We start from the raw sequence: 18,653 nt of genomic DNA, 5'->3' as shown, positions 1-18,653 counted from the left end.
AAGCAGTTCGCGGGCCGCCGACCTGGCGTAGCGGCGACGCGCTACAGCCGCAACCGCTCGACGGCGGTGCCCGCCGTCTCGAAGTCGTCGTCGGTCGCGGCCGCGACCACGACGGTGTCGGCGTCGGTGTCGGCGTCGAGGTCGACCTCGAAGGCGCCGTCGTCGTCGGGCGTCACGAGCCGCGAAGTCGTTCGAGTGTGGACCGCGACGGTCTCGGCGTCCGTCTCACCCGCGACGACGACCGAGTCCTGGACGAACTCGGCGGTGGCGGTCAGGTCGGGGCCGGCCGGCCGGTCAGACTCGACGTAGCGGTCGCGGACGGCGGTCGGCGTCTCGACGGGTTCGCCCGCGTCGACGCCGTGCGCCAGCCGGACGAAGCCGGCCATCGACCACGCGAGCGGAGTCGCCCCCCCGGTTCCCTCGCCGAACTCCCAGCCGTACTTCGTCGGGTGTTCGCGGTCCCACACCTGCTCGGGTAACATTAGTCCGGAGTTACCGAACCCGGCCATCGTCTCCAAAAGCGTCTCGGGTTCGAGCTTCTCGTCGTCGGTCCCGCCGAAGGCGTCCGGGCCGTCGGCGCGGGCGCGCAGCTCGTACTCGCCGCGCTCGCCGGTGAAGATCGGCCAGAGGCGCCCGCGGCCGTCGCCGGTGCCGGCCCACGGCGCGCCGGGGTCGCCGACGGCTATCTCGCCGTACGCGTCGCCGACGTACCGGTACCACGCCGCGCCGTGGGGCGTGTCGACGCGGATGGAGTCGTCGACGACGGAGACGGAGTTGCGGACGACCGGGTCGTCGGCGGGCTTGATCCCGAGGCGGACCAGTTCGAGGAACCCGCCGTCGACGATCTCCCGCTCGTCGTAGGTGGGGCCGTCGTTGGCGATGGTGCGGGGACGGCCGGAGTCGGGGTTCCCGTCGGCCGTGACTCGGAGGTAGTACGGCGTCCGATCGTGGCGGTCGGTGCCGGTCGCTGTCGCGCACCACTCCTCGACGCGCGCCGTCCAGTCGTCGGCGAGCGCCAGCCACGCGAGCGCGTCGGCCCGGAGCGACTCCGGCGACGCCGCGGCCTCGCTTCCGGACTCGGCGCCGTCACGTCGGTCGGCCTCCGCGAGCGCGAGCGCCGCGCCGCAGACCAGGCCGGCGATCTCGGCCGCGATGCTCGACGGCGAGTAGCCGGACTCCTCCTCCCAGCGCTCCTGGGCGGTCTCGGGACCGTTGTCGGCGATGTAGTCGAGCGAGCGGGCGACCTGGTCGTAGGTGTAGCCGGCGTCGTCGAGCGTCACGCCGCGCTCGTACAGCTGCCAGGCCATCACCGAGGGGAACCCGATGTTGTCCATCTGCTCGCCGCCCCACCGGGTGCGGCCGTCGATGTAGGTGTTCTGCGGGAGGAACCCGTCGTCGTCCTGCTGGGTGTTGTAGAGGTACGCCAAGGCGTCGGCGCCGCGTTCGAGCTCGTCCATCTCGATCAGCGCCGTGAACACCTGGTAGAGGTCCCGCGACCAGACGAAGTTGTAGCCGTAGCCGCGGTCCTCCGCGGCGTACTCCGTCTCGCCCCACGGCACGGAGGGGCTGGCGATCCCCGCACCGTCGTGGGCCTTGTCCTCGACGGCCGCCAGCGTCATCAGCGCGAACCGGTACTGCGCCGCGAGGTCGGGGTCGTCAGCGACCGAGTCGGGGAGGTCGCGGTCCGCGAGCCACGAGCGCCACGTCTCGGCGTACGCGTCCGCGGCCTCGTCGAAGCCGCGGCCGAGCGCCCCCTCGGCCTCGCCGAGGGCGCCGGCGGTGTCCGAGTCCTCGGCGAACCCGAGCGCGACCGTGTCCGCGACGGTCTCGCCGGTGCCGACGAGGCCGGCGAGCACGACGTTGCCGACCGCCTCGGCAGATTCTTCGACGCGCTCGCCGTCGCCGAACAGCGCGTCCGCCGCGTCGCCGCCGGCCGCGAGCGCGCTCGCCCAGTCGAACCCCTCGCCGCTCGCAAGCGCGAGCGCGGGGGCGAACGGCTCGCCCTCGTCGTCGACCAGCTTGCCCGGGTCGCGGTCGGGGTCGTCCTTCTGCGCGAGCAGGTGGACCCCCGCGTCGCCGTCGACGCGCTCGGCGCGGTCGTTCGTGCCGACGTTGGCGATCGTCGCGTCCGCGAGCGCGTACACGTCGTACTCGCGGCTCCCCTCGAACCGGACGTCCGCGAGGATCGCCGTCCCGTCGGTGTCGACAGCGTATTCGACGCGGAGCGTCCAGCTGTGGCCGTGGCCGTCGCCGGTCTCGCGGATCCGCTGGACGTACGCGAGCGCGTCGTCGGCCGCCGGCTCCGTCGTCCGCTCGATCGTCTCCGTCGCCGTGACGTGGCCCGTCTCGTCGAACGTCCGGATCGCGTACTCCGAGTCGGGGTCGGCGACGAGGAAGTCGAACGTCCGGACGTTCATCACGTCGATACGGGGGAACCGCGCCTCGGTGAGCGCCCCCTCGGTGAGCGTGAACCACACCGGTACCGGCTCGTCGGCCTCGTAGTCGGCCGGCGTCCCGACGCCGAACTTCCGGCCGGTCGTCCAGTGGGGCGCCGCCTCGGGGCCGGTCTCGCGGTCGTGCGGGACCGGGAGCTCGCCGTGTTTCGCGAGCGTCACCGTCGCGTCGATCCGGAGCGCGTGCGACCACGCGATGGGGGTCGCGCTGTCCAGGTCGCCGTCGTCGAACGCCTGCTCCGCGAACAGCCCCGCCTCGTTGACGAAGGGCCCGTCCGGCTCGCAGAGCGCGTACAGGTCGCGGGCGTCGGCGAACAGCGGCCCGGCGGCCCCGCCACGCTCCTCGACGACGCCCGCGAGCGTCGCCGCCGCGGTCGCGCCCCACAGCGTCGCGATGGACCACACCTTCGGGGCGCCCTGCTCGGCCGTGCGCCAGTCGTCGCCCGTGAACCTGACGAGCCCCTCTACCGAGGCGGTTTCGCGCCGGAGCGCGTCGATGGACTGCCGGACGTGGGTGTTGACGCGGTCGAGGAATCGGTCGAACTCGCTCGTCGCGACGGTGTCGATCGGTTCGGCCGTCCCGGAGCCGTCGGTGGCGGCCGCGTCGTCGTCTGCCGCGGAGCCGTCAGCGGTCGCGTCGTCTCCCGCTTCGGCCTCGTCGTCGAGCAGGGCGGCGTACTCGGCGGCCGCGGTCGCGAGCGCGAAGGTGCTGGCGTCGGCGCGGGCGTCCTGCCCCTCGTCGCTTGCGCGCTGGAGGAACCGCTCCGTGTCGGGGTTCCAGCGGGCGTCGAGCCCCGACAGCGCCGCGTCGGCGGCGTCGGCGGCGTCGGCCCGAAGCCCCTCGTCGACCGGCGCTCGCGCCACCGAGGCGAACGCCCGGAGGTACTCGGCGCCGGTGTGGGTGAACCGGCCCAAGGCGTTCTCCCAGCAGTTCTGACAGCGGCGCGGAAGCCCGTCGTCCTCGGTCGTTTCGAAGAGGAAGGCGACGGCGTCCGCGATCGTCTCGTCGATCCGGTCGCGCCACTCGGCCGGGAGGTCGGCCTCGCGGCGCAGCGTCGCGAGGAAGGCGACGACCGTCGCGGGCTGGTCGAGCTGGTCGTTCGGGCCGGGCGTCGCGTTCGCGCCCTCGATCCGGGCGTTCGCCCAGCCGGGCGCGACCTTCCCGGAGTCGGCCCACACGCGGTGGGGCCACGAGCCGTCGGCGTCCTGAGTCCGACAGAAGAAGCTCGCGGCCGCGAGCAGCTCCTCGTCGGCGTCGAGGCCGAGCTCCTCGCTCGCGTCGAGCAGCGCGGTCGACACCGTCGCCTCGTCGCGGAACCAGGTGTAGCCGTAGCCGCCGGAGGTGGAGTAGAAGGGGTCGAACTCCGGGGCGGCGATCCGGCCGCCGGACTCCGCGGTGAGCAGGTCGAGCGCGCGGAGGTCGCTCGCGATCACCGATCGGCGGGGGGCGTCCTCGGGCACGTTCGGGCCGCGGCCGTCCGCGGCCTCGCGGAGGTCGTCGGCGTCGGGGTAGGCGGTCGCGATGTTCGACACCGCCTCGATGCGGCGCTGGCGGTCGATCCCGTCGGTGAGCGCGTCCTTCGCGTCGTCGCCGGTGTCCCGCGCCGCCCGGCGGTCGACGACGGCGCGGCCGGCGAGCGTGACCCGCTCCGTGCGCCCGTCGCGCTCGAAGGGCGCGCGGACGACGACATCCGGGGTGAGCCGCGAGTCCTCGCGCCGGTCGATCTCGCCGCGGTGCGGGAAGCCGTCGTGGGCCTCGCCGAGCAGTTCCGGGATCGTCCGCAGGCGCTGGCCGTGGGCGTTCGAGAGGCCGGTCGAGGCGGTGAGGAAGTCGTGTTCGGTGCGGTGGTACACCTCGACGACGCCGCCGTCCGCGGGGCCGGCCCCGTCGTGGACCATGTTGCCGACGCGCCCCTCGACCATGTCCGGCGAGAACGCGTAGGCGGCGACGAGCTCGGCGTCGGCCGGCGGCGAGCCGCGGAGCTCGACGTGGGTGAGGTGCGTGTCGCTCACGACGAGGTCGAACTGGTGGATGGTGTAGCGGCCGGCGTCGTACTCCGTCTCGACGAGCGGCGTGTCGCCGTCGTAGTGCTGGCGGGTCGTCTCGAGATCGTCGAACCAGCGGACGCCGCGCCCGGCTGTTATCCCCATGCGGAGGCGGTCGGCGCCGCCGACCTCGGAGAGGGAGTACGAACAGTCGTGGACGGTCCCGTCCGGTCCCACGTGGACCAGTCGGCCGTCGTCGCCGGTGAACGCGCCGGCGGTCATCGAGTGCTCCGCCGGGTAGCGCTCCCCGCGCCGACGTTCGTGCTCCGTAAGGGCGGTACGCAGTCGCATACCCGCCCTGCGCCGGCCGGAGTAAAAGCCTTGACGACCGCGGCGGAGACCGCGCGACGCCGAGCGCCGCCGCCCGAGGCGACACCGAAACAAGAGCAACACCGAAGGCCCCGGGTGCCGATGGGCGTCACATGCACCACCCCGGACCCCCCAGATTCCTCGCGACGGGCGAGCGGACGGAGCTCGCTCCGAGAGACCCCGACCCCGACGCCGCGTACGCGTGGCGCGTCGCGGACGCGCCGCCCGACAGCGAGGCGACCGTCGGCGACGACCCCGTGACAGCGTTCACGCCCGACGTCCCCGGACGCTACCTGATCGGCCTCGACGCGCCGGACGGCGACCACCTGCTCACGGTCCGCGCGTTCCCCGCGAGCTACGAGGGCGTCGACGTCGCGGGCGGGAGCGGCACCGCGATACGCGACCGCGACGCGGGCGACGTCGACGCCACGGCCGACTACGCCGCGCAGGGGCAACACGAGGGGGTCGGCCGACCGCGCGTGCGGGTGGACGCGAGCGTCGTGTTCGACGACGCCGACGAGAGGAGCGAACGCGCCGGCGAAGCAGTGTTCGCTGCGGCCCCCTCGCCGAACCCGGAGTCGTCGCTCGACGCCGACGACCTGGCCGTGACGTTCGTCGTCGACGACCGGGACGTCGCCGACGCCGTCGCGGCCGGCCGGACGAACCCCCGGGACGCGCTCCGCGTGAGCGAAGACGGCCGCGAGCTGCGCGTCCCGCTCGACGCGGTGCCCGACCGGCTCCGGGTCCACGCCGTCGCCGTCGCGCGCGATCCGGGCGAGGATCCGCGCGTGAGCGTCGCCGACGCGGCGGCCGTCGAACGCGCCGGCGGCCGGTCCGCGATCGAGGAGGCCGCGGGGCAGGAGGCCGTTCGGGTCCCGGACACCCCGGAATTCGAGACGGTGCGGCTCAACGAGCCCCCGGCGTGGACCCGCGACGCCTCCGTCTACGAGGTGTTCGTCCGCACCTTCGCGGACGCCGACGAGGGCGAGGCGTTCGACGCCATCGCCGAGCGGATTCCCCGGATCGCGGCGCTCGGCGTCGACACGCTGTGGCTCACGCCGGTCCTCGGCCACGACGGGAAGCCGCACGGCTACAACATCGTCGACTTCTTCGACACCGCCGACGACCTCGGCGACCGCGAGGATTTCGAGGCGCTCGTCGAGACCGCCCACGACCACGGGATGCGCGTGCTGTTCGACTTCGTCGCCAACCACACCGCGCGCGACCACGAGTGGTTCCAAGACGCGTATCGGAACCCGGACTCGCCGTTCCGCGACCGCTACGAGTGGCAGGAGTCGGGCGAGCCCGGCACCTACTTCGACTGGGAGCTGATCGCGAACCTCGACCACTCGAACCTCGACGTGCGGCGGTTCCTGCTCGACGTGATAGACGAGTGGGCGCCGCTCGTCGACGGGTTCCGCTGCGACATGGCGTGGGCCGTGCCCGACTCGTTCTGGCGCGAACTGCGCGACCGCGTGAAGGACATCGACCGGGAGTTCCTCCTGATGGACGAGACGATCCCGTACATCCCCGGCTTCCACGAGGGGATGTTCGACGTCCACTTCGACGCGACGCTGTACTTCCAGCTCCGGCAGGTGGGCCGGGGGGCGGAGCCGGCCGCGAGCGTGCTCGACGCGGTCGATCAACGCGCCGAGATCGGGTTCCCCGACCACGCGGAGTTCCTCCAGTACATCGAGAATCACGACGAGACGCGCTACCGCGTCGAGTGCGGCGACGCCGCCGCGGCCGCCGCCGGCGCGGCGATCATGACGCTGCCGGGCGTCCCGATGGTGTACGCCGGTCAGGAGATCGGTCAGCGCGGCCGCCGCGACGCGATCGCGTGGGACCACGCGCGCGAGGAGGTCCGCGACCGCTACGAGCGCCTGCTCGAAACGCGAAGGGAACATCCCGCGCTCGGCCCGGACGCCGAACTCTCCCGCGTCGGCTACCACGTCGCCAGCGGCGACCTGACCGAGCAACCGATCGTCGCCAGCGGCGACGTCCACCCGGACGACGTGGTCGCGTTCCGCCGGCACGACGGCGAGGAGGACCTCGTCGTCGTCCTCAACTTCGCGCCCGCCGACGCGAGCGTCGCGGTCGACCTCGACCACGGCGAGCGCGACTTGGTCACGGGCGAGGAGTGCCTCGTCGAGGACGGCGAGGGCACGGAGCGGATCCGGGTCGACGAGGTCGCGGTGGTGCCGATCAGGGAGGAGTGAGCGGTCGGTCGCCCTCTCCGGCGGTCCGCTGACAGGGGGCGACCGCGGCCGCGACGTCCCCGGACGCAACGCTTGAGTCGGTGGGGATCGCAGGGTGGCGTATGCGATTCGACCGCTCCGACGCCGTCTTCTGTCACATCACCTCGCTGCCGGGGGCGTACGGGATCGGCGACCTCGGCGATGGCGCCCGGGCGTTCCTCTCGTTCCTCGGCGACGCCGGCGTCGACCACTGGCAGATCTGTCCGATCGGCCCGACCATCTCCGCCGCCGGGGAGTCGCCGTACCAGTCGCCGTCGGCGTTCGCCGGCAACCCGCTGTTCGTCGACCCCGAAGGGCTCGTCGAGGACGGCTGGCTCGATCGGGGCGACCTGGAGCCGGTCCCCGAGTTCCCGACCGACCGCGTCGACTACGACGCGGTCCGGGAGTACAAGCTCCCGCTGTTGCGGACCGCGTTCGACCGGTTCGAGGAGCGGGCGAGCGACGAGGACCGGGCGGCGCTCGACGCGTTCCGCGAGGGGGAGCCGTGGCTCGCCGACTACGCGCTGTTCCGGGCGCTCTCCGACGCGCGGCCGGAGGACGTCTGGACCGAGTGGCCGGCGCCGCTCCGGACGCGCGACCCCGAGGCGCTGGCCGACGCGCGCGAGGAGCACGCCCGGGAAATCCGGTTCCGCGAGTTCGTCCAGTGGACGTTCGACCGCCAGTGGCGCGACCTGCGCGCGGTCGCGGCCGAGGAGGGGGTGTCGATCGTCGGCGACGTGCCCATCTACGTCGCGCTCGACTCCGCCGACGTGTGGGCGAGCCCGGAGGCGTTCCGGCTCGACGAGGGGAACCGCCCGACGGCGGTCGCGGGCGTCCCGCCGAACGCGGGCGACACCGGCCAGCGCTGGGGGAACCCGCTGTACGACTGGGAGCGGCTCGCCGAGACCGGGTACGACTGGTGGCTCGACCGGTTCCGCCGGCTGTTCGAGCTCGCCGACGTGGCGCGGCTCGACCACTTCCTCGGGTTCGTGAAGTACTGGGCGATCCCGGCCGACAGCGACGACCCCGCGGACGGCGAGTGGCGCGACGGCCCGGGCCGCGACCTCTTCGAGACGGTCGAGCGCGAACTGGGCGAGGCCCCGTTCATCGCCGAGGACCTCGGGTTCGAGGAGCCGGCGATGGACGAGCTGATGGCCGAGTTCGGCTTCCCCGGCATGCGCGTCCCGCAGTACGCGGACTGGTGCGCCGAGGGGAACGAGTACCAGCCGATGCACTACGGCGAGGGCGTCGTCGGCTACACCTCGACGCACGACACGGACACCTGGGTCGGCTACTTCGAGGACCTCCCGGCCGAACAGCGCGACTGCTTCCGGTACAACGTCGGCTCCGACCCCGACGAGCCGAGCGAGTGGGCGATCATCGACGCCGTGTGGGCCTCGGACGCGATCCTCGCGGTGACGACGCTCCAGGACCTCCTCGGACTCGGCAGCGAGTCGCGGTTCAACGAGCCCGGCACCCTCGACGGCAACTGGGAGTGGCGCGTCACCCGCGACGCGCTCGACGACGAAATCGCGGACCGGCTGTGGGAGCTGGGCGGCAAACACGTCCGATAACCCGTGACGGGAGTCCTTCCCGACGCGCCGGTCGTCCACGTCTTCGTCATCGCTGCGGCGACCGCGCTGATCTGGATCGGGAGCGGCTGGTTAGAGGAGGCCGCCGAGAGCCTCGCGGGCTACTACGGACTGCCGGCCGTAGTCCAGGGGTCGGTCGTCGTCGCGGTCGGGTCGAGCTTCCCGGAGCTGGTGAGCGTGCTCGTCACCGCCCTCACCGGCGTCTTCGACATGGGCGTCGGAGCGCTCGTCGGGTCGGCCATCTTCAACGTGCTCGTGATCCCCGCCGCCGCCGGGCTCGGGACCGAGGACGATCTGGAAGCCAACAGGGCGATCGTGTACAAGGAGGCGCAGTTCTACATGCTCGCCGTCTCGGCGCTGGTCGTGACCTTCGCGCTCGCGGTCATCTACTTCCCGGTATCGACGGACCCGATCGTCGGGGAGCTGCCGCGCTCGCTCGCGGTCGTCCCGCTCGCGCTGTACGGCCTCTACCTGTTCATCCAGTATCAGGACGTCGACGACGCCGAGATGGATCGCGTTCGCGACGGGGTCGACGTCGGGCGGGAGTGGGCGAAGCTGCTGGCCGGGCTCGCGGTCATCGTCGTCACGGTCGAGCGACTCGTGGCGTCGGTCGAGTCGCTCGGCGCCACGTTCGGGGTCCCCGAGTTCCTCGCCGGCGTCACGGTCGTCGCGGCCGCGACGAGCCTGCCGGACGCGCTCGTGAGCGTCCGGACGGCGCGCGAGGACCGCGGCGCGACGAGCCTCGGCAACGTCCTCGGGTCGAACACCTTCGACCTGCTCGTCGCGATCCCGCTCGGCGTGCTGATCGTCGGCGCGGTCGAGGTGAACTTCTCGACGGCGGTGCCGATGTTCGGCGTCCTGACGGCCGCGACCGTCCTCCTGTTCGTGACGCTTCGGACTGGCCTCACGCTCGGCGAGCGCGAGTCGTACGCGCTGCTCGCGGCCTACGGGCTGTTCGTCGCGTGGGTCGTCGCCGAGAGCGTCGGAGCGACGAGCGTGCTCAGGGGCGTGTGAGGCCCGTCGCGGTCGTCGGTCGGCCGCGGGCACCGGCCGCCGGACGGCCGCGACACCGTCTGTCGGCTGGACGACGGGGGATCAGTAGGAGTTCCGGCCGATGATGAGGTACAGCAACAGACCGAGAATCGGCGCGAAGAACACCACGAGCGCCCAGAGGACCGGCGGATGGTCGCTGCGTTGCTGCGCGTCCGAGTAGGTCCACACGATCATCGCGAGGTGGACGACGAGGAAGACGAGGCTGATCAGCAGGGCGATCCCGACGGCCGCGCCTTGGAGGAGCAACGGGGACATGCCGCCCGAAAGCAGAACTCCCCCCGACAAGTGTTTTCGGGTCCTCGCCGGGCACTCAGCGAAACAGATTTTCCCGCCGGATGCGAACGTGTCGCATGGTGAACGCGGTGCGCGCGGTCGGTGCCGCGATCGAGAGCGTCGGCGTCAGCGTCCTGCTCGCGTGGTGGGGGGTCGCCGACGGCGAGGTACGGCCCGCTCCGTTCGCGGTCGGCTTCGCGGTCGGCTACTGCTACCGGCACGCGCGGGCGGTCGCGGGCTGTCGGCGGTTCCGCGGCGCCCCCGGCCGGAGCGTCGGCGTCGCGCTGGCGTGGGCGGGGCTGGGAGTCGCCGTCGACCGGTCCGTCGACGGTCCCGCGGCGAGACGCGCGTTCGCCGCGGGGCTCGGACTGGGGTCGGCCGGCTACTGGCTCGCGCGGCGCGGTGAGTAGCGAACCCGAGCGGGCACTGCCCCGGGCGACCCGGGGAATCCACGCCGGAGACCGAACCGTTTTGATCCCGCGCTACCCGGAGTCGGTATGAACCTCCCAGTCGACGCGGACCGGCTCCGCGCGGACATCGAGGCGAACGCGGCGTTCGGTCGGGTCGAGACGGACGATCCGGAGGCCCGCGCGCGAACGAATCGGACGGGGACAGAGGCCAATCGACGGGCGAGGGACCGACTGGTCGAACGACTCCGCGACGCCGGCCTCGACGTGACGGTCGACGCCGTCGGGAACGTCCTCGGGACGTGGACGCCGGCGAGCGCCGACCCGGAGGCCGCGCCGGTCGTCTCGGGGAGCCACCTCGACAGCGTTCCCGAGGGCGGGATCTTCGACGGTCCGCTCGGGGTGTACGCGGCGCTGGAGGCGGTCCGCGCGATGCGCGACGAGGGCGTGGAGCCGGACCGCCCGGTCGGCATCGTCAGCTTCACCGAGGAGGAGGGCGGCACGTTCGGCAACGGGCTACTGGGGTCGACCGTCGCGACCGGCGAGCTGGCGCTCGGCGAGGCGCTCGCGCTGTCGAACGGCGAGGGGGAGACCCTCGGCGAGGCGCTCGACCGGATCGGCTACCGCGGCGGGAGCGCGGTCGACGCCACCGCGCCGACCGACGCCGACGGCGACCCGACGACGCTGGATCCCGCGTCGTGGGCGGCGTTCTACGAGCTCCACGTCGAACAGGACACGAAACTGGAGTCGGCGGGCGCGGCGGCCGGCGTCGTGACGACGATCACGGGGATCACCCACTGCGAGGCGGCGATCGAGGGCGAGGCGAACCACGCGGGCGCGACCGCGATGGACGAGCGGACGGACGCGCTCGCGGCCGCGAGCGAGTTCGTGTTGGACGTCGAGGCCGCCGCGAACGAGGTCGTCGAGTCCTCGTCGCCCTCGGCGGTCGGCACCGTCGGGTCGCTGTCGGTCGCACCGAACGCGACGAACGTCGTGCCCGGGCGCGTCGAGGCCGGCGTGGACGTTCGCGACGTCGAGGCCGCGTCGATGGAGGCGATCGTCGACGCCGCGCGCGGCTCGCTGGAGCGGCTGGAGCGCGAGCGTGGGGTGGAGACGGAGTTCGAGCGGCCGTTCGACGTGGCGCCGACGCCGATGAGCGACCGGCTGCGCGAGGCCGCGCACGACGCCGCCGACGCCGCCGGGCGCGAGGCGATCGACCTCCACTCCGGCGCCGCCCACGACGCGATGCGGGTCGCGCGCGTCACGGACGCGTCGCTGCTGTTCGCCCCCTCGCGCGACGGGATCTCGCACAACCCCCGAGAGTGGACGGATTGGGGCGACTGCGCCGCCGCGACGGAGGTCCTGGCCGGAGCGCTCGCGCGCGTCGCGGACGACGAGTGACGGTCTACCGGACGCGCGTGGCGGCCACCGGTGAGGAAGGCGCCCGCGTTGGCGACGGCACAACCGTTTTGCCGGTCGGCCGCGAGCGACGAGCGTGAGCCGCCCACTCGGACTCGCGTCGCTCGCGGTCGGACTGCTGGCGGGGGTCGCCGGAACGGTCGCCGGCACGACCGACGCGCTCGCGAACTGGCCGTCGATCGGCGGGTACCCCGCGCCGACCGTCGTCGGCCGGACGCTGCTCGTCGTCGCCGTCGCGGGGCTGACCTACGGGTCCTATCTCCTCGCGGTCCGGGTGTTGACGCGGTCGGCCAACAAGCGCCGCGCGCACAACGTCCGGAACCTGCTCCGGCTGGCGTTCGGCGTCGTCGGAACCGTGGCGACGCTCGCCGTGGCGACGGAGAACTGGCTCGGCCTCCTCTTCTCGCTCGGCGTCATCGGGTTCGCGATCACCTTCGCGCTCCAGCAGCCGCTCTTATCGCTGATCGCGTGGGTGTACATCGCGGTCAAACAGCCGTTCGGCGTCGGCGACCGGATCAAGATCGACGACGCGAAAGGCGACGTGATCGGGGTCGACTTCCTCGTGACGACGCTGTGGGAGATCAACGGCGAACTGGTGACGACGAACCAACCCTCCGGGCGGGTGGTCACCGTTCCGAACAGCGTCGTCCTCTCGTCGAACGTCGTCAACTTCGGCGGCGGCGGGTCGCCGTACGTCTGGAACGAGGTCTCCGTCCAAGTCGCCTACGAGACCGACCTGGAGTTCGCGCGCTCGGTGATGATCGAGGAGGCGACCGACCTGGTCGGCCGGGAGATGGCCGAGGGGATCGCCGCCTACCGCGAGGCGCTCGCGGAGACGCCGGTCGAACTGGAGGTCCGCGACGGGCCCAGCGTCAACGTCCGACAGGAGGAGTCGTGGGTGGAACTCCGCGTCCGGTACCTCACCCACCCCCGCCGCGGCCAGCGCGTGAAGAACCGGCTGTACGAGCGGATCCTCGAACGGTTCAACGACAACCCGGACCGCGTCGCGTTCCCGGTGAGCCGGAGCCGATAGCTCGGAGGAAGCCCGCCGCTCTCCGAGCGGTCCCACCGTCGGGGCGATCCGAGAGTGAAGTATTTATACGGCCGCCCGTCTCGTGTGCCGGAGGTCGCGTTGTCGTGGGCAGTCCATATTCTCGTCGAATCGGGCGTTTTGACGCCTTTCGAGGCGTTTTTGGCTATTGTCGGGGGTCAAATAAATAGGCAGACTTATATACTTTGGCGACTAACAATACGTTAACAGACTGGCGATTGTGGACCTCGCTGTATTTTCGTCGGGGGATCGTCGGAGCCACGCCCATGACAGAGACAGACACCTACAGCGACGGCGGAACGGAACGAGAGCGACTCGCGGACCCGGACGACGCGTCCGCGAACGGCGAGCGGACGCGAACGAGGACGGACGGGACCGACGAGAAGTCGGCGGGCGTCGAGGAGCGCACAGAGGGCGAGCGCGAGCGGACCACGACCTGCCCCGAGTGCGGCGGCCGACTCGCGACCGACACGGAACACGGCGAGACGGTCTGTAGCGACTGCGGGCTGGTCGTCGAGGAGGACTCGGTCGACCGCGGCCCGGAGTGGCGGGCGTTCAATTCGAACGAGCGGGACAGCAAATCTCGGGTGGGCGCCCCGACGACGAACATGATGCACGACAAGGGGCTCTCGACGAACATCGGCTGGCAGGATAAAGACGCCTACGGCAAGTCCCTCTCGGGGCGACAGCGGCGCCGGATGCAGCGGCTGCGGACGTGGAACGAGCGGTTCCGCACCCGAGACTCCAAGGAGCGCAACCTCAAGCAGGCGCTCGGCGAGATCGACCGCATGGCCAGCGCGCTCGGCCTCCCCGACAACGTCCGCGAGACCGCCTCCGTCATCTACCGCCGCGCGCTGAGCGAGAACCTCCTGCCCGGGCGCTCCATCGAGGGCGTCGCGACCGCGGCGCTGTACGCCGCCGCCCGGCAGGTGGGGAACCCCCGGAGCCTCGACGAGTTCACGGCGGTCTCACGGGTGGAGAAGATGGAACTCACCCGGACGTACCGCTACGTCGTCCGCGAGCTCGGACTGCGCGTCCAGCCGGCGGACCCGACGAGCTACGTCCCGCGGTTCGTCTCGCGGCTCGACCTCTCGGAGGAGACCGAGCGGCGCGCCCGCGAGCTGCTCGATGACGCCGCGAGCGCGGGGATCACCAGCGGGAAGTCGCCCGTCGGACTCGCCGCCGCTGCCGTCTACGCCGCGGCGCTGCTGTCGAACGAGAAGGTGACCCAGAGCCAGGTGTCCGACGTCGCCGACGTCTCGGAGGTCACCATCCGGAACCGATACAAGGAGCTGCTCGAGGCGAGCGGCACCGTGAGCGCCTGAGGCGCCACCACGTACCGATTCGACCCGGACACTGGACGACCGCGGTCCCCGCCTCGGCGGGCGCTCCCCGTCGGCACCTACGTTTTTAACGCGGCCGGCTGTACACGGTGACATGGTTGACGCGTTCGTCAGACTCGTCTGTCCGGAGTGCGGCAAGGAGTGGCAGGACAATCCCGCCGAGCTTCAGGATCTTCGGTCTAACTTCAGCTGTTCGGCGTGTCACGCGACGCGACGCCTGACCGAGTTCATGCGAACGGAACGCGACCTCGAGGCCGTCAAGCAGTTCCAGTGACGCGCGGCGGGGCCAGCCGCCGCCGAACCGACCGTCGGATCTCCCTCTCGGTCGAGCGCTCACTACCCGCGTAGTGACGCCGTTCGTTCGCTTCGCATGTCGCCGCGAACGGTAGAAAACGATCCTGATCGATCTATCGAGAACCCACTTCTCCGCCCCGCTACTCACGAAATACGCGAACGGTGTGGTAACGCGACTCAAGATAATAATATAAACCTCCGGTAGCAAAGGACTGGTACTCATGAAGAAGCAGGAGCTCATCCATCTTCACGGTCTCCTCGCGGAGGTACGAAAACAGTGCGAGTTCTGGGACGACGACGTCGACCTCGAAGCCTACGAGGAACTGGGCGTGAAGCCGACATCGATTCACAAATCGAAGACCGACCACAAAGCCGCCGTTTTCAAGCTGACTGAGGGAATCACCGAGCCGATGGAGTCGTCCGAATCGGAGCCGCTGGCCCCGACGGCCGACTGAGACGTCTACTGCGCGCTGCTCCTCGCCGACCGCACAATCGTCGACCAGCGTCGCGACCGTCGCTCAGTACTCGGTGCCGTCTCCGGCGTCGTCCCCGAGGCCGTCCGACTCGGACGTCTCCTCCGGGGGCGCGGATCCCTCCGTGCGGTCGCTCTCCGCGGAGTCGATCTCGGTGACAGAAAGCACCTTCAGCGGGATGTTTCGGAGGCGCTTGCCGATCTCCTTGCGCGCGACGCGGCTGGCGTGTTCGTCGCGGTCGACGTTGAACACGTCCATCTGAAGCTCCAGGGCGACGAGCGCCTCGTCGGCCGCGACGAACGCCGGGTCGAGCCGCTCGCCGCTCGGCGACGTCCGCGTTCCGGTGTCGATCTCGACGTAGTTGAGGTCCGGATTGAGCATCTCCCCGGTCTTCGAGATGGCGATCCGAACCGCCTCGTCGGCGGTTTCCACGTCGTACACCGGAACCGCGGCCTCGACGACGACTCGACAGTCCATCACGCGTGCGGATACCACGCGAACGAGTATCAAACTTCGGCCGCGACCGGATCGGCCTCGGCGGGCCGAGAGCCGGCCGTCTCGACCCCGATCACTCGCCGCCGGCGCGGAGGTAGTAGAACACGTACGTCTGCGCGTAGCCGGCGAACTCGCCGCCGAACCGCTCGCGGATCGCCCGGGAGGTCTCGGCGTAGCTCCCGCGGTCGCAGTCGGGGTAGTACTCCTCGACGGTGGTGCGGATCCAAGTGTCGAGCGGCACCGCTTCGAGGAACCCCAGCGAGAACAGCAGCACGCAGTCCGCGACCTTGTCCCCGACGCCGACGAACCGCGTGAGCGACTCGCGGGCCTCCTCGTAGGGGAGGTCGGCCGCCTCCAGCGGGTCCGCCTCGCCGCTCGCGACCATCTCCGCGGTCCGCCGGACGTACGGCGCGCGGTAGCCCAAGGAGAGGTCGCGGAGTTCGTCCTCGGTGCGCGCGGCCAACTGCTCGGGCGTCGGGAAGGCCCGATACGTCTCGTCGCCGAGCGAGACCGCGTCGCCGTACGTCTCCCGGAGTCGCCGCTGCATTCCGTGGATCCGCGCGACGCGCATCTGCGCCGAGCAGATGAACGAGATCAGGCAGGGGAACACGGGATCGCGGGTCAGGCGCATCCCCTCGTAGGCGTCGTACGCGCGTTCCAGGAGCGGGAGGTCCGGGGTTGCGGCCAGGATGGCGTCGAGGTCGTCGTCGAGCCGGAGCAGGTGCGTCAACAGCGGCTCGGCGTCCGTCGACGCCTCCCACCGGAGCGTCCCGTCGCGGACGCCGCCCTCCTGTCGGACCCGGACCGCGACGCGCTCCTCGGTCACGCCGGGGATCGGGTCGACGACCGTCTCGTACCACGCGTCGTCGCCGTGCGCGTGGAGCTTGGCGTACGTCTCGCCGTCCGCGCGGTTCCAGAGGTAGCTCTGTCCGCTCTCGAGGGTCGCCTGTAGGTCGAACGGTCCAGCCAGGTCGCCGACGTCGATCGCCCCGCGTTCCATCGTCTCCGGACAGGGCGCGCGCAGGCATGCGGGTTTCGGTCCCCGAACCGCCGCCGAGGACGGGTTTTTGTCCGCGCGACCCGTATCCGATGTATGCCGACGTACAGGCGGACGACTCGGGTGCCGGCCCCGATCGAAGACGTGTGGGAGTTTCACTCCACGGTCGACGGACTGCGAGAGCTCACTCCGGACTGGATGCGGCTCCGCGTGGATGGCGTCGAAGGGCCGGACGGGTCGCCCGACCCGGAGGTCCTCGTCGCCGGTTCGGAGATCGCGATGTCGATACGGCCGTTCGGGGCCGGTCCGCGTCAGCGGTGGACCTCGCGAATCGTCGAGCGCGACCCCGACGGGGCGACGCCGCCCGAGCGCTCCGCTCGGTTCGTCGACGAGATGGAGGGCGGTCCGTTCCGACGGTGGGAGCACACCCACGCGTTCTACGCCGACGGCGACGAGACCCTCCTCGTCGACACGGTCGCCTATCGGCTGCCGCTCGGTCCTCTCGGCGACGCGGTCGGGCCAATGGCGAAGGTCGGGTTCGAGGGGATGTTCCGCGACCGGCACCGACGGACGGTCGAGCGGTTCGCCGAAAACTGACGGCTCGGCGGGGACGTGCGCGGTGCCGGACCGCTACGGCGACGCGAGCCGCGTCGCGTCCGCACCGAACGTGAGTTCGAAGACGGCGCCGTCGTCGTTTCGGGCCTCGATGTCCCACTCGTGCGCGTCGACGATCCGGTCGACGATCGCCAGTCCGATCCCCGAACTGTCGGCCGACGAGACGCCCGAGTCGAACACCGTGTCAGCGAGTTCGACCGGGATCCCGGGCCCGTCGTCCGCGACGTACATCCCGCCGACGCCGCCGTCCGCGGTGAGCGGGCCGACCTCTATCGAGACCTCCGGGCCGCCGTGGTCGATCGCGTTCCGGAAGAGGTTCTCCAGCGCCTGCCGGAGCCGACCCGGGTCGGCCTCGACGCGACCGACCTCGTCGGCGATCGTGAGCGTCGCGTCGGGCGCGCGGACCGACCCCCACGCCTCCTCCGCGACGGCCGCGATCGGGACCGGCTCTGTCTCGCCGATCGCCTCGCCTCGCCGCGCGAGCATGAGCAGGTCGTCGATCAGCGTCTCCATGCGGTCGACCGCGCCGCTCATGGCGTCGTACCGCGACGGGGAGAGTTCGTCCTCGGAGAGCGACAGGTAGCCCGAAATCACGTTCAGGGGGTTCCGCAGGTCGTGTGAGACGACCGCGCTGAACTGTTCCAGCTGTTCCGCCTGCCGTCGGAGCGCCGTTCGGCGGTCGTTGCGCGCGATCGTGTGCGCGATCAGGTCGCCGAGGGTGCGGTACAGGTCGACCTCGTCGTCCGTCCAGGCGCGGGGGTCGTCGGACTCGAACGCGACGATCCCGCTCAGTTCCCAGTCGACGACGAGCGGGACGTGAACCGTCGCCGGCGATTCCGCGACCCGGACCTCGCCGCCCTCGCCGTCCGCGTTCCCGGCAGGGACGGATCCGCGCGCGACGTTGCCGAACGTCGACAGCTGTTCGGGGTCCGGGAACTCCTCGAACGGTCGCGGTTCCGGCTCGGACCCGTCGGGACACCAGCCGTACGCGGGGACGAACTGCCCGCCGTCCTCCCGGTAACAGACGATCCGATCGAGCCCGGCGTGTTCGCCGACGTTCTCCATCGTCCACTCGATCTTCGTCCCGACCTCGTCGGTGCGGGTACTCATCAGCGTCGTTCCGGCGTCGAGCAACACCTCGGAGAGACGGGCGACGTCGTCGCTGCCGAGTCGGACGCGGTCGGGATCCAGTCGGCTCGCGAGCCGTTCGGCGAGCGGGTGGGTCGCGTCGATCTCGTCTGGATCGGACCCCCAGTCGCCGGCATCGACTATGTCGTCTGCGTCGGCCGCGAGCAGGGCTCTGACCGCCGTCGGCGTCGCGTCCTCGACGAGCGCGATCACCGGCACGTTCGACGGGAGCGCCGCGAGCCGCTCCGTCACCCGATCCTCGGTCGCGGCCGCGGCGGTGACGACGACGCCGCACGTCTCGTTCAGCGGATCCTCGCCGCCGCGGTCGTCGTCGAGATCCGTCGGGACGAACGCGCGGAGTTCCGGTCCGCTCGGGCCGCCCCAGACGGCGTCGACCGCGCGGGACACGCGTTCGCTCGCGCTCGGGTCCTCGCCCACGAACGCGACGACCGTTCGCCGGTCCATACC

At 71.5% G+C, this 18,653-nt stretch carries 15 protein-coding genes; 10 read left to right on the top strand and 5 right to left on the bottom strand.

Annotation, left to right across the window (positions count from 1 at the left end; all coding sequences use genetic code 11):
- Positions 1–41: 41 nt before the first annotated feature.
- Positions 42–4,790: a glycoside hydrolase family 15 protein gene (locus CPZ01_RS00130; RefSeq protein WP_172863913.1), complete on the bottom strand. Its 4,749-nt coding sequence runs from the start codon at positions 4,788–4,790 to the stop codon at positions 42–44.
- A 131-nt stretch (positions 4,791–4,921) separates the two neighbouring features.
- Here CPZ01_RS00130 and malA point away from each other — a divergent pair, with 131 nt between their 5' ends.
- The 3 genes from malA (at position 4,922) to CPZ01_RS00115 (ending at position 9,651) form a co-directional block, all read left to right on the top strand.
- The gene (gene malA / locus CPZ01_RS00125) at positions 4,922–7,027 is read left to right on the top strand and encodes an alpha-amylase MalA (RefSeq protein WP_096392853.1); all 2,106 of its coding nucleotides are present in this window, start codon (positions 4,922–4,924) and stop codon (positions 7,025–7,027) included.
- Between the two features lie 101 nt (positions 7,028–7,128).
- Positions 7,129–8,619, top strand: coding sequence for a 4-alpha-glucanotransferase (gene malQ / locus CPZ01_RS00120; protein ID WP_096392852.1), 1,491 nt, complete (start codon positions 7,129–7,131; stop codon positions 8,617–8,619).
- A gap of 3 nt (positions 8,620–8,622) precedes the next feature.
- The gene (locus CPZ01_RS00115) at positions 8,623–9,651 is read left to right on the top strand and encodes a sodium:calcium antiporter (protein ID WP_096392851.1); all 1,029 of its coding nucleotides are present in this window, start codon (positions 8,623–8,625) and stop codon (positions 9,649–9,651) included.
- Between the two features lie 81 nt (positions 9,652–9,732).
- Here CPZ01_RS00115 and CPZ01_RS00110 read toward each other — a convergent pair whose 3' ends face one another.
- Positions 9,733–9,945, bottom strand: a complete 213-nt coding sequence (locus tag CPZ01_RS00110) for a PLDc N-terminal domain-containing protein (protein ID WP_096392850.1) — start codon at positions 9,943–9,945, stop codon at positions 9,733–9,735.
- A 95-nt stretch (positions 9,946–10,040) separates the two neighbouring features.
- Here CPZ01_RS00110 and CPZ01_RS00105 point away from each other — a divergent pair, with 95 nt between their 5' ends.
- From CPZ01_RS00105 to CPZ01_RS00080, 6 genes are all read left to right on the top strand, one after another.
- Positions 10,041–10,373, top strand: a complete 333-nt coding sequence (locus CPZ01_RS00105) for a hypothetical protein (RefSeq protein WP_096392849.1) — start codon at positions 10,041–10,043, stop codon at positions 10,371–10,373.
- A gap of 87 nt (positions 10,374–10,460) precedes the next feature.
- Positions 10,461–11,771 (top strand): Zn-dependent hydrolase, encoded by a 1,311-nt coding sequence (locus CPZ01_RS00100; RefSeq protein ID WP_096392848.1) that lies wholly within the window; start codon positions 10,461–10,463, stop codon positions 11,769–11,771.
- 94 nt (positions 11,772–11,865) lie between these two features.
- A complete protein-coding gene (locus CPZ01_RS00095) occupies positions 11,866–12,822 on the top strand; it encodes a mechanosensitive ion channel family protein (RefSeq protein WP_096392847.1) in 957 nt (318 codons plus the stop codon).
- 284 nt (positions 12,823–13,106) lie between these two features.
- Positions 13,107–14,165 (top strand): transcription initiation factor IIB, encoded by a 1,059-nt coding sequence (locus CPZ01_RS00090; RefSeq protein WP_096392846.1) that lies wholly within the window; start codon positions 13,107–13,109, stop codon positions 14,163–14,165.
- Between the two features lie 112 nt (positions 14,166–14,277).
- Complete coding sequence (locus CPZ01_RS00085; RefSeq protein WP_096392845.1) at positions 14,278–14,457, top strand: DUF7836 family putative zinc-binding protein; 180 nt, start codon at positions 14,278–14,280, stop codon at positions 14,455–14,457.
- A gap of 241 nt (positions 14,458–14,698) precedes the next feature.
- On the top strand, positions 14,699–14,932 hold the full coding sequence (locus CPZ01_RS00080) for a UPF0058 family protein (RefSeq protein ID WP_004598519.1): 234 nt from the start codon (positions 14,699–14,701) through the stop codon (positions 14,930–14,932).
- A gap of 63 nt (positions 14,933–14,995) precedes the next feature.
- On the opposite strand, the gene CPZ01_RS00075 is transcribed toward CPZ01_RS00080, so the two are convergent.
- A complete protein-coding gene (locus CPZ01_RS00075; RefSeq protein WP_096392844.1) occupies positions 14,996–15,427 on the bottom strand; it encodes a DUF555 domain-containing protein in 432 nt (143 codons plus the stop codon).
- A gap of 91 nt (positions 15,428–15,518) precedes the next feature.
- Complete coding sequence (locus CPZ01_RS00070; RefSeq protein ID WP_096392843.1) at positions 15,519–16,445, bottom strand: DNA-3-methyladenine glycosylase family protein; 927 nt, start codon at positions 16,443–16,445, stop codon at positions 15,519–15,521.
- A gap of 93 nt (positions 16,446–16,538) precedes the next feature.
- Here CPZ01_RS00070 and CPZ01_RS00065 point away from each other — a divergent pair, with 93 nt between their 5' ends.
- Entirely contained in the window at positions 16,539–17,039 is a 501-nt protein-coding gene (locus tag CPZ01_RS00065; protein ID WP_096392842.1) for an SRPBCC family protein, read from the top strand.
- 33 nt (positions 17,040–17,072) lie between these two features.
- Here the strand turns inward: CPZ01_RS00065 and CPZ01_RS00060 are convergent, their stop codons facing one another.
- Positions 17,073–18,650, bottom strand: a complete 1,578-nt coding sequence (locus tag CPZ01_RS00060; protein WP_096392841.1) for an ATP-binding protein — start codon at positions 18,648–18,650, stop codon at positions 17,073–17,075.
- Positions 18,651–18,653 lie beyond the last annotated feature (3 nt).

The sequence above is a fragment of the Halorubrum trapanicum genome, assembly GCF_002355655.1.
Taxonomy (GTDB): Archaea; Halobacteriota; Halobacteria; order Halobacteriales; family Haloferacaceae; genus Halorubrum; species Halorubrum trapanicum_A.
Note: the sequence above shows the minus strand (reverse complement) of the source record. Positions and strands in the feature narration are given on the sequence as shown.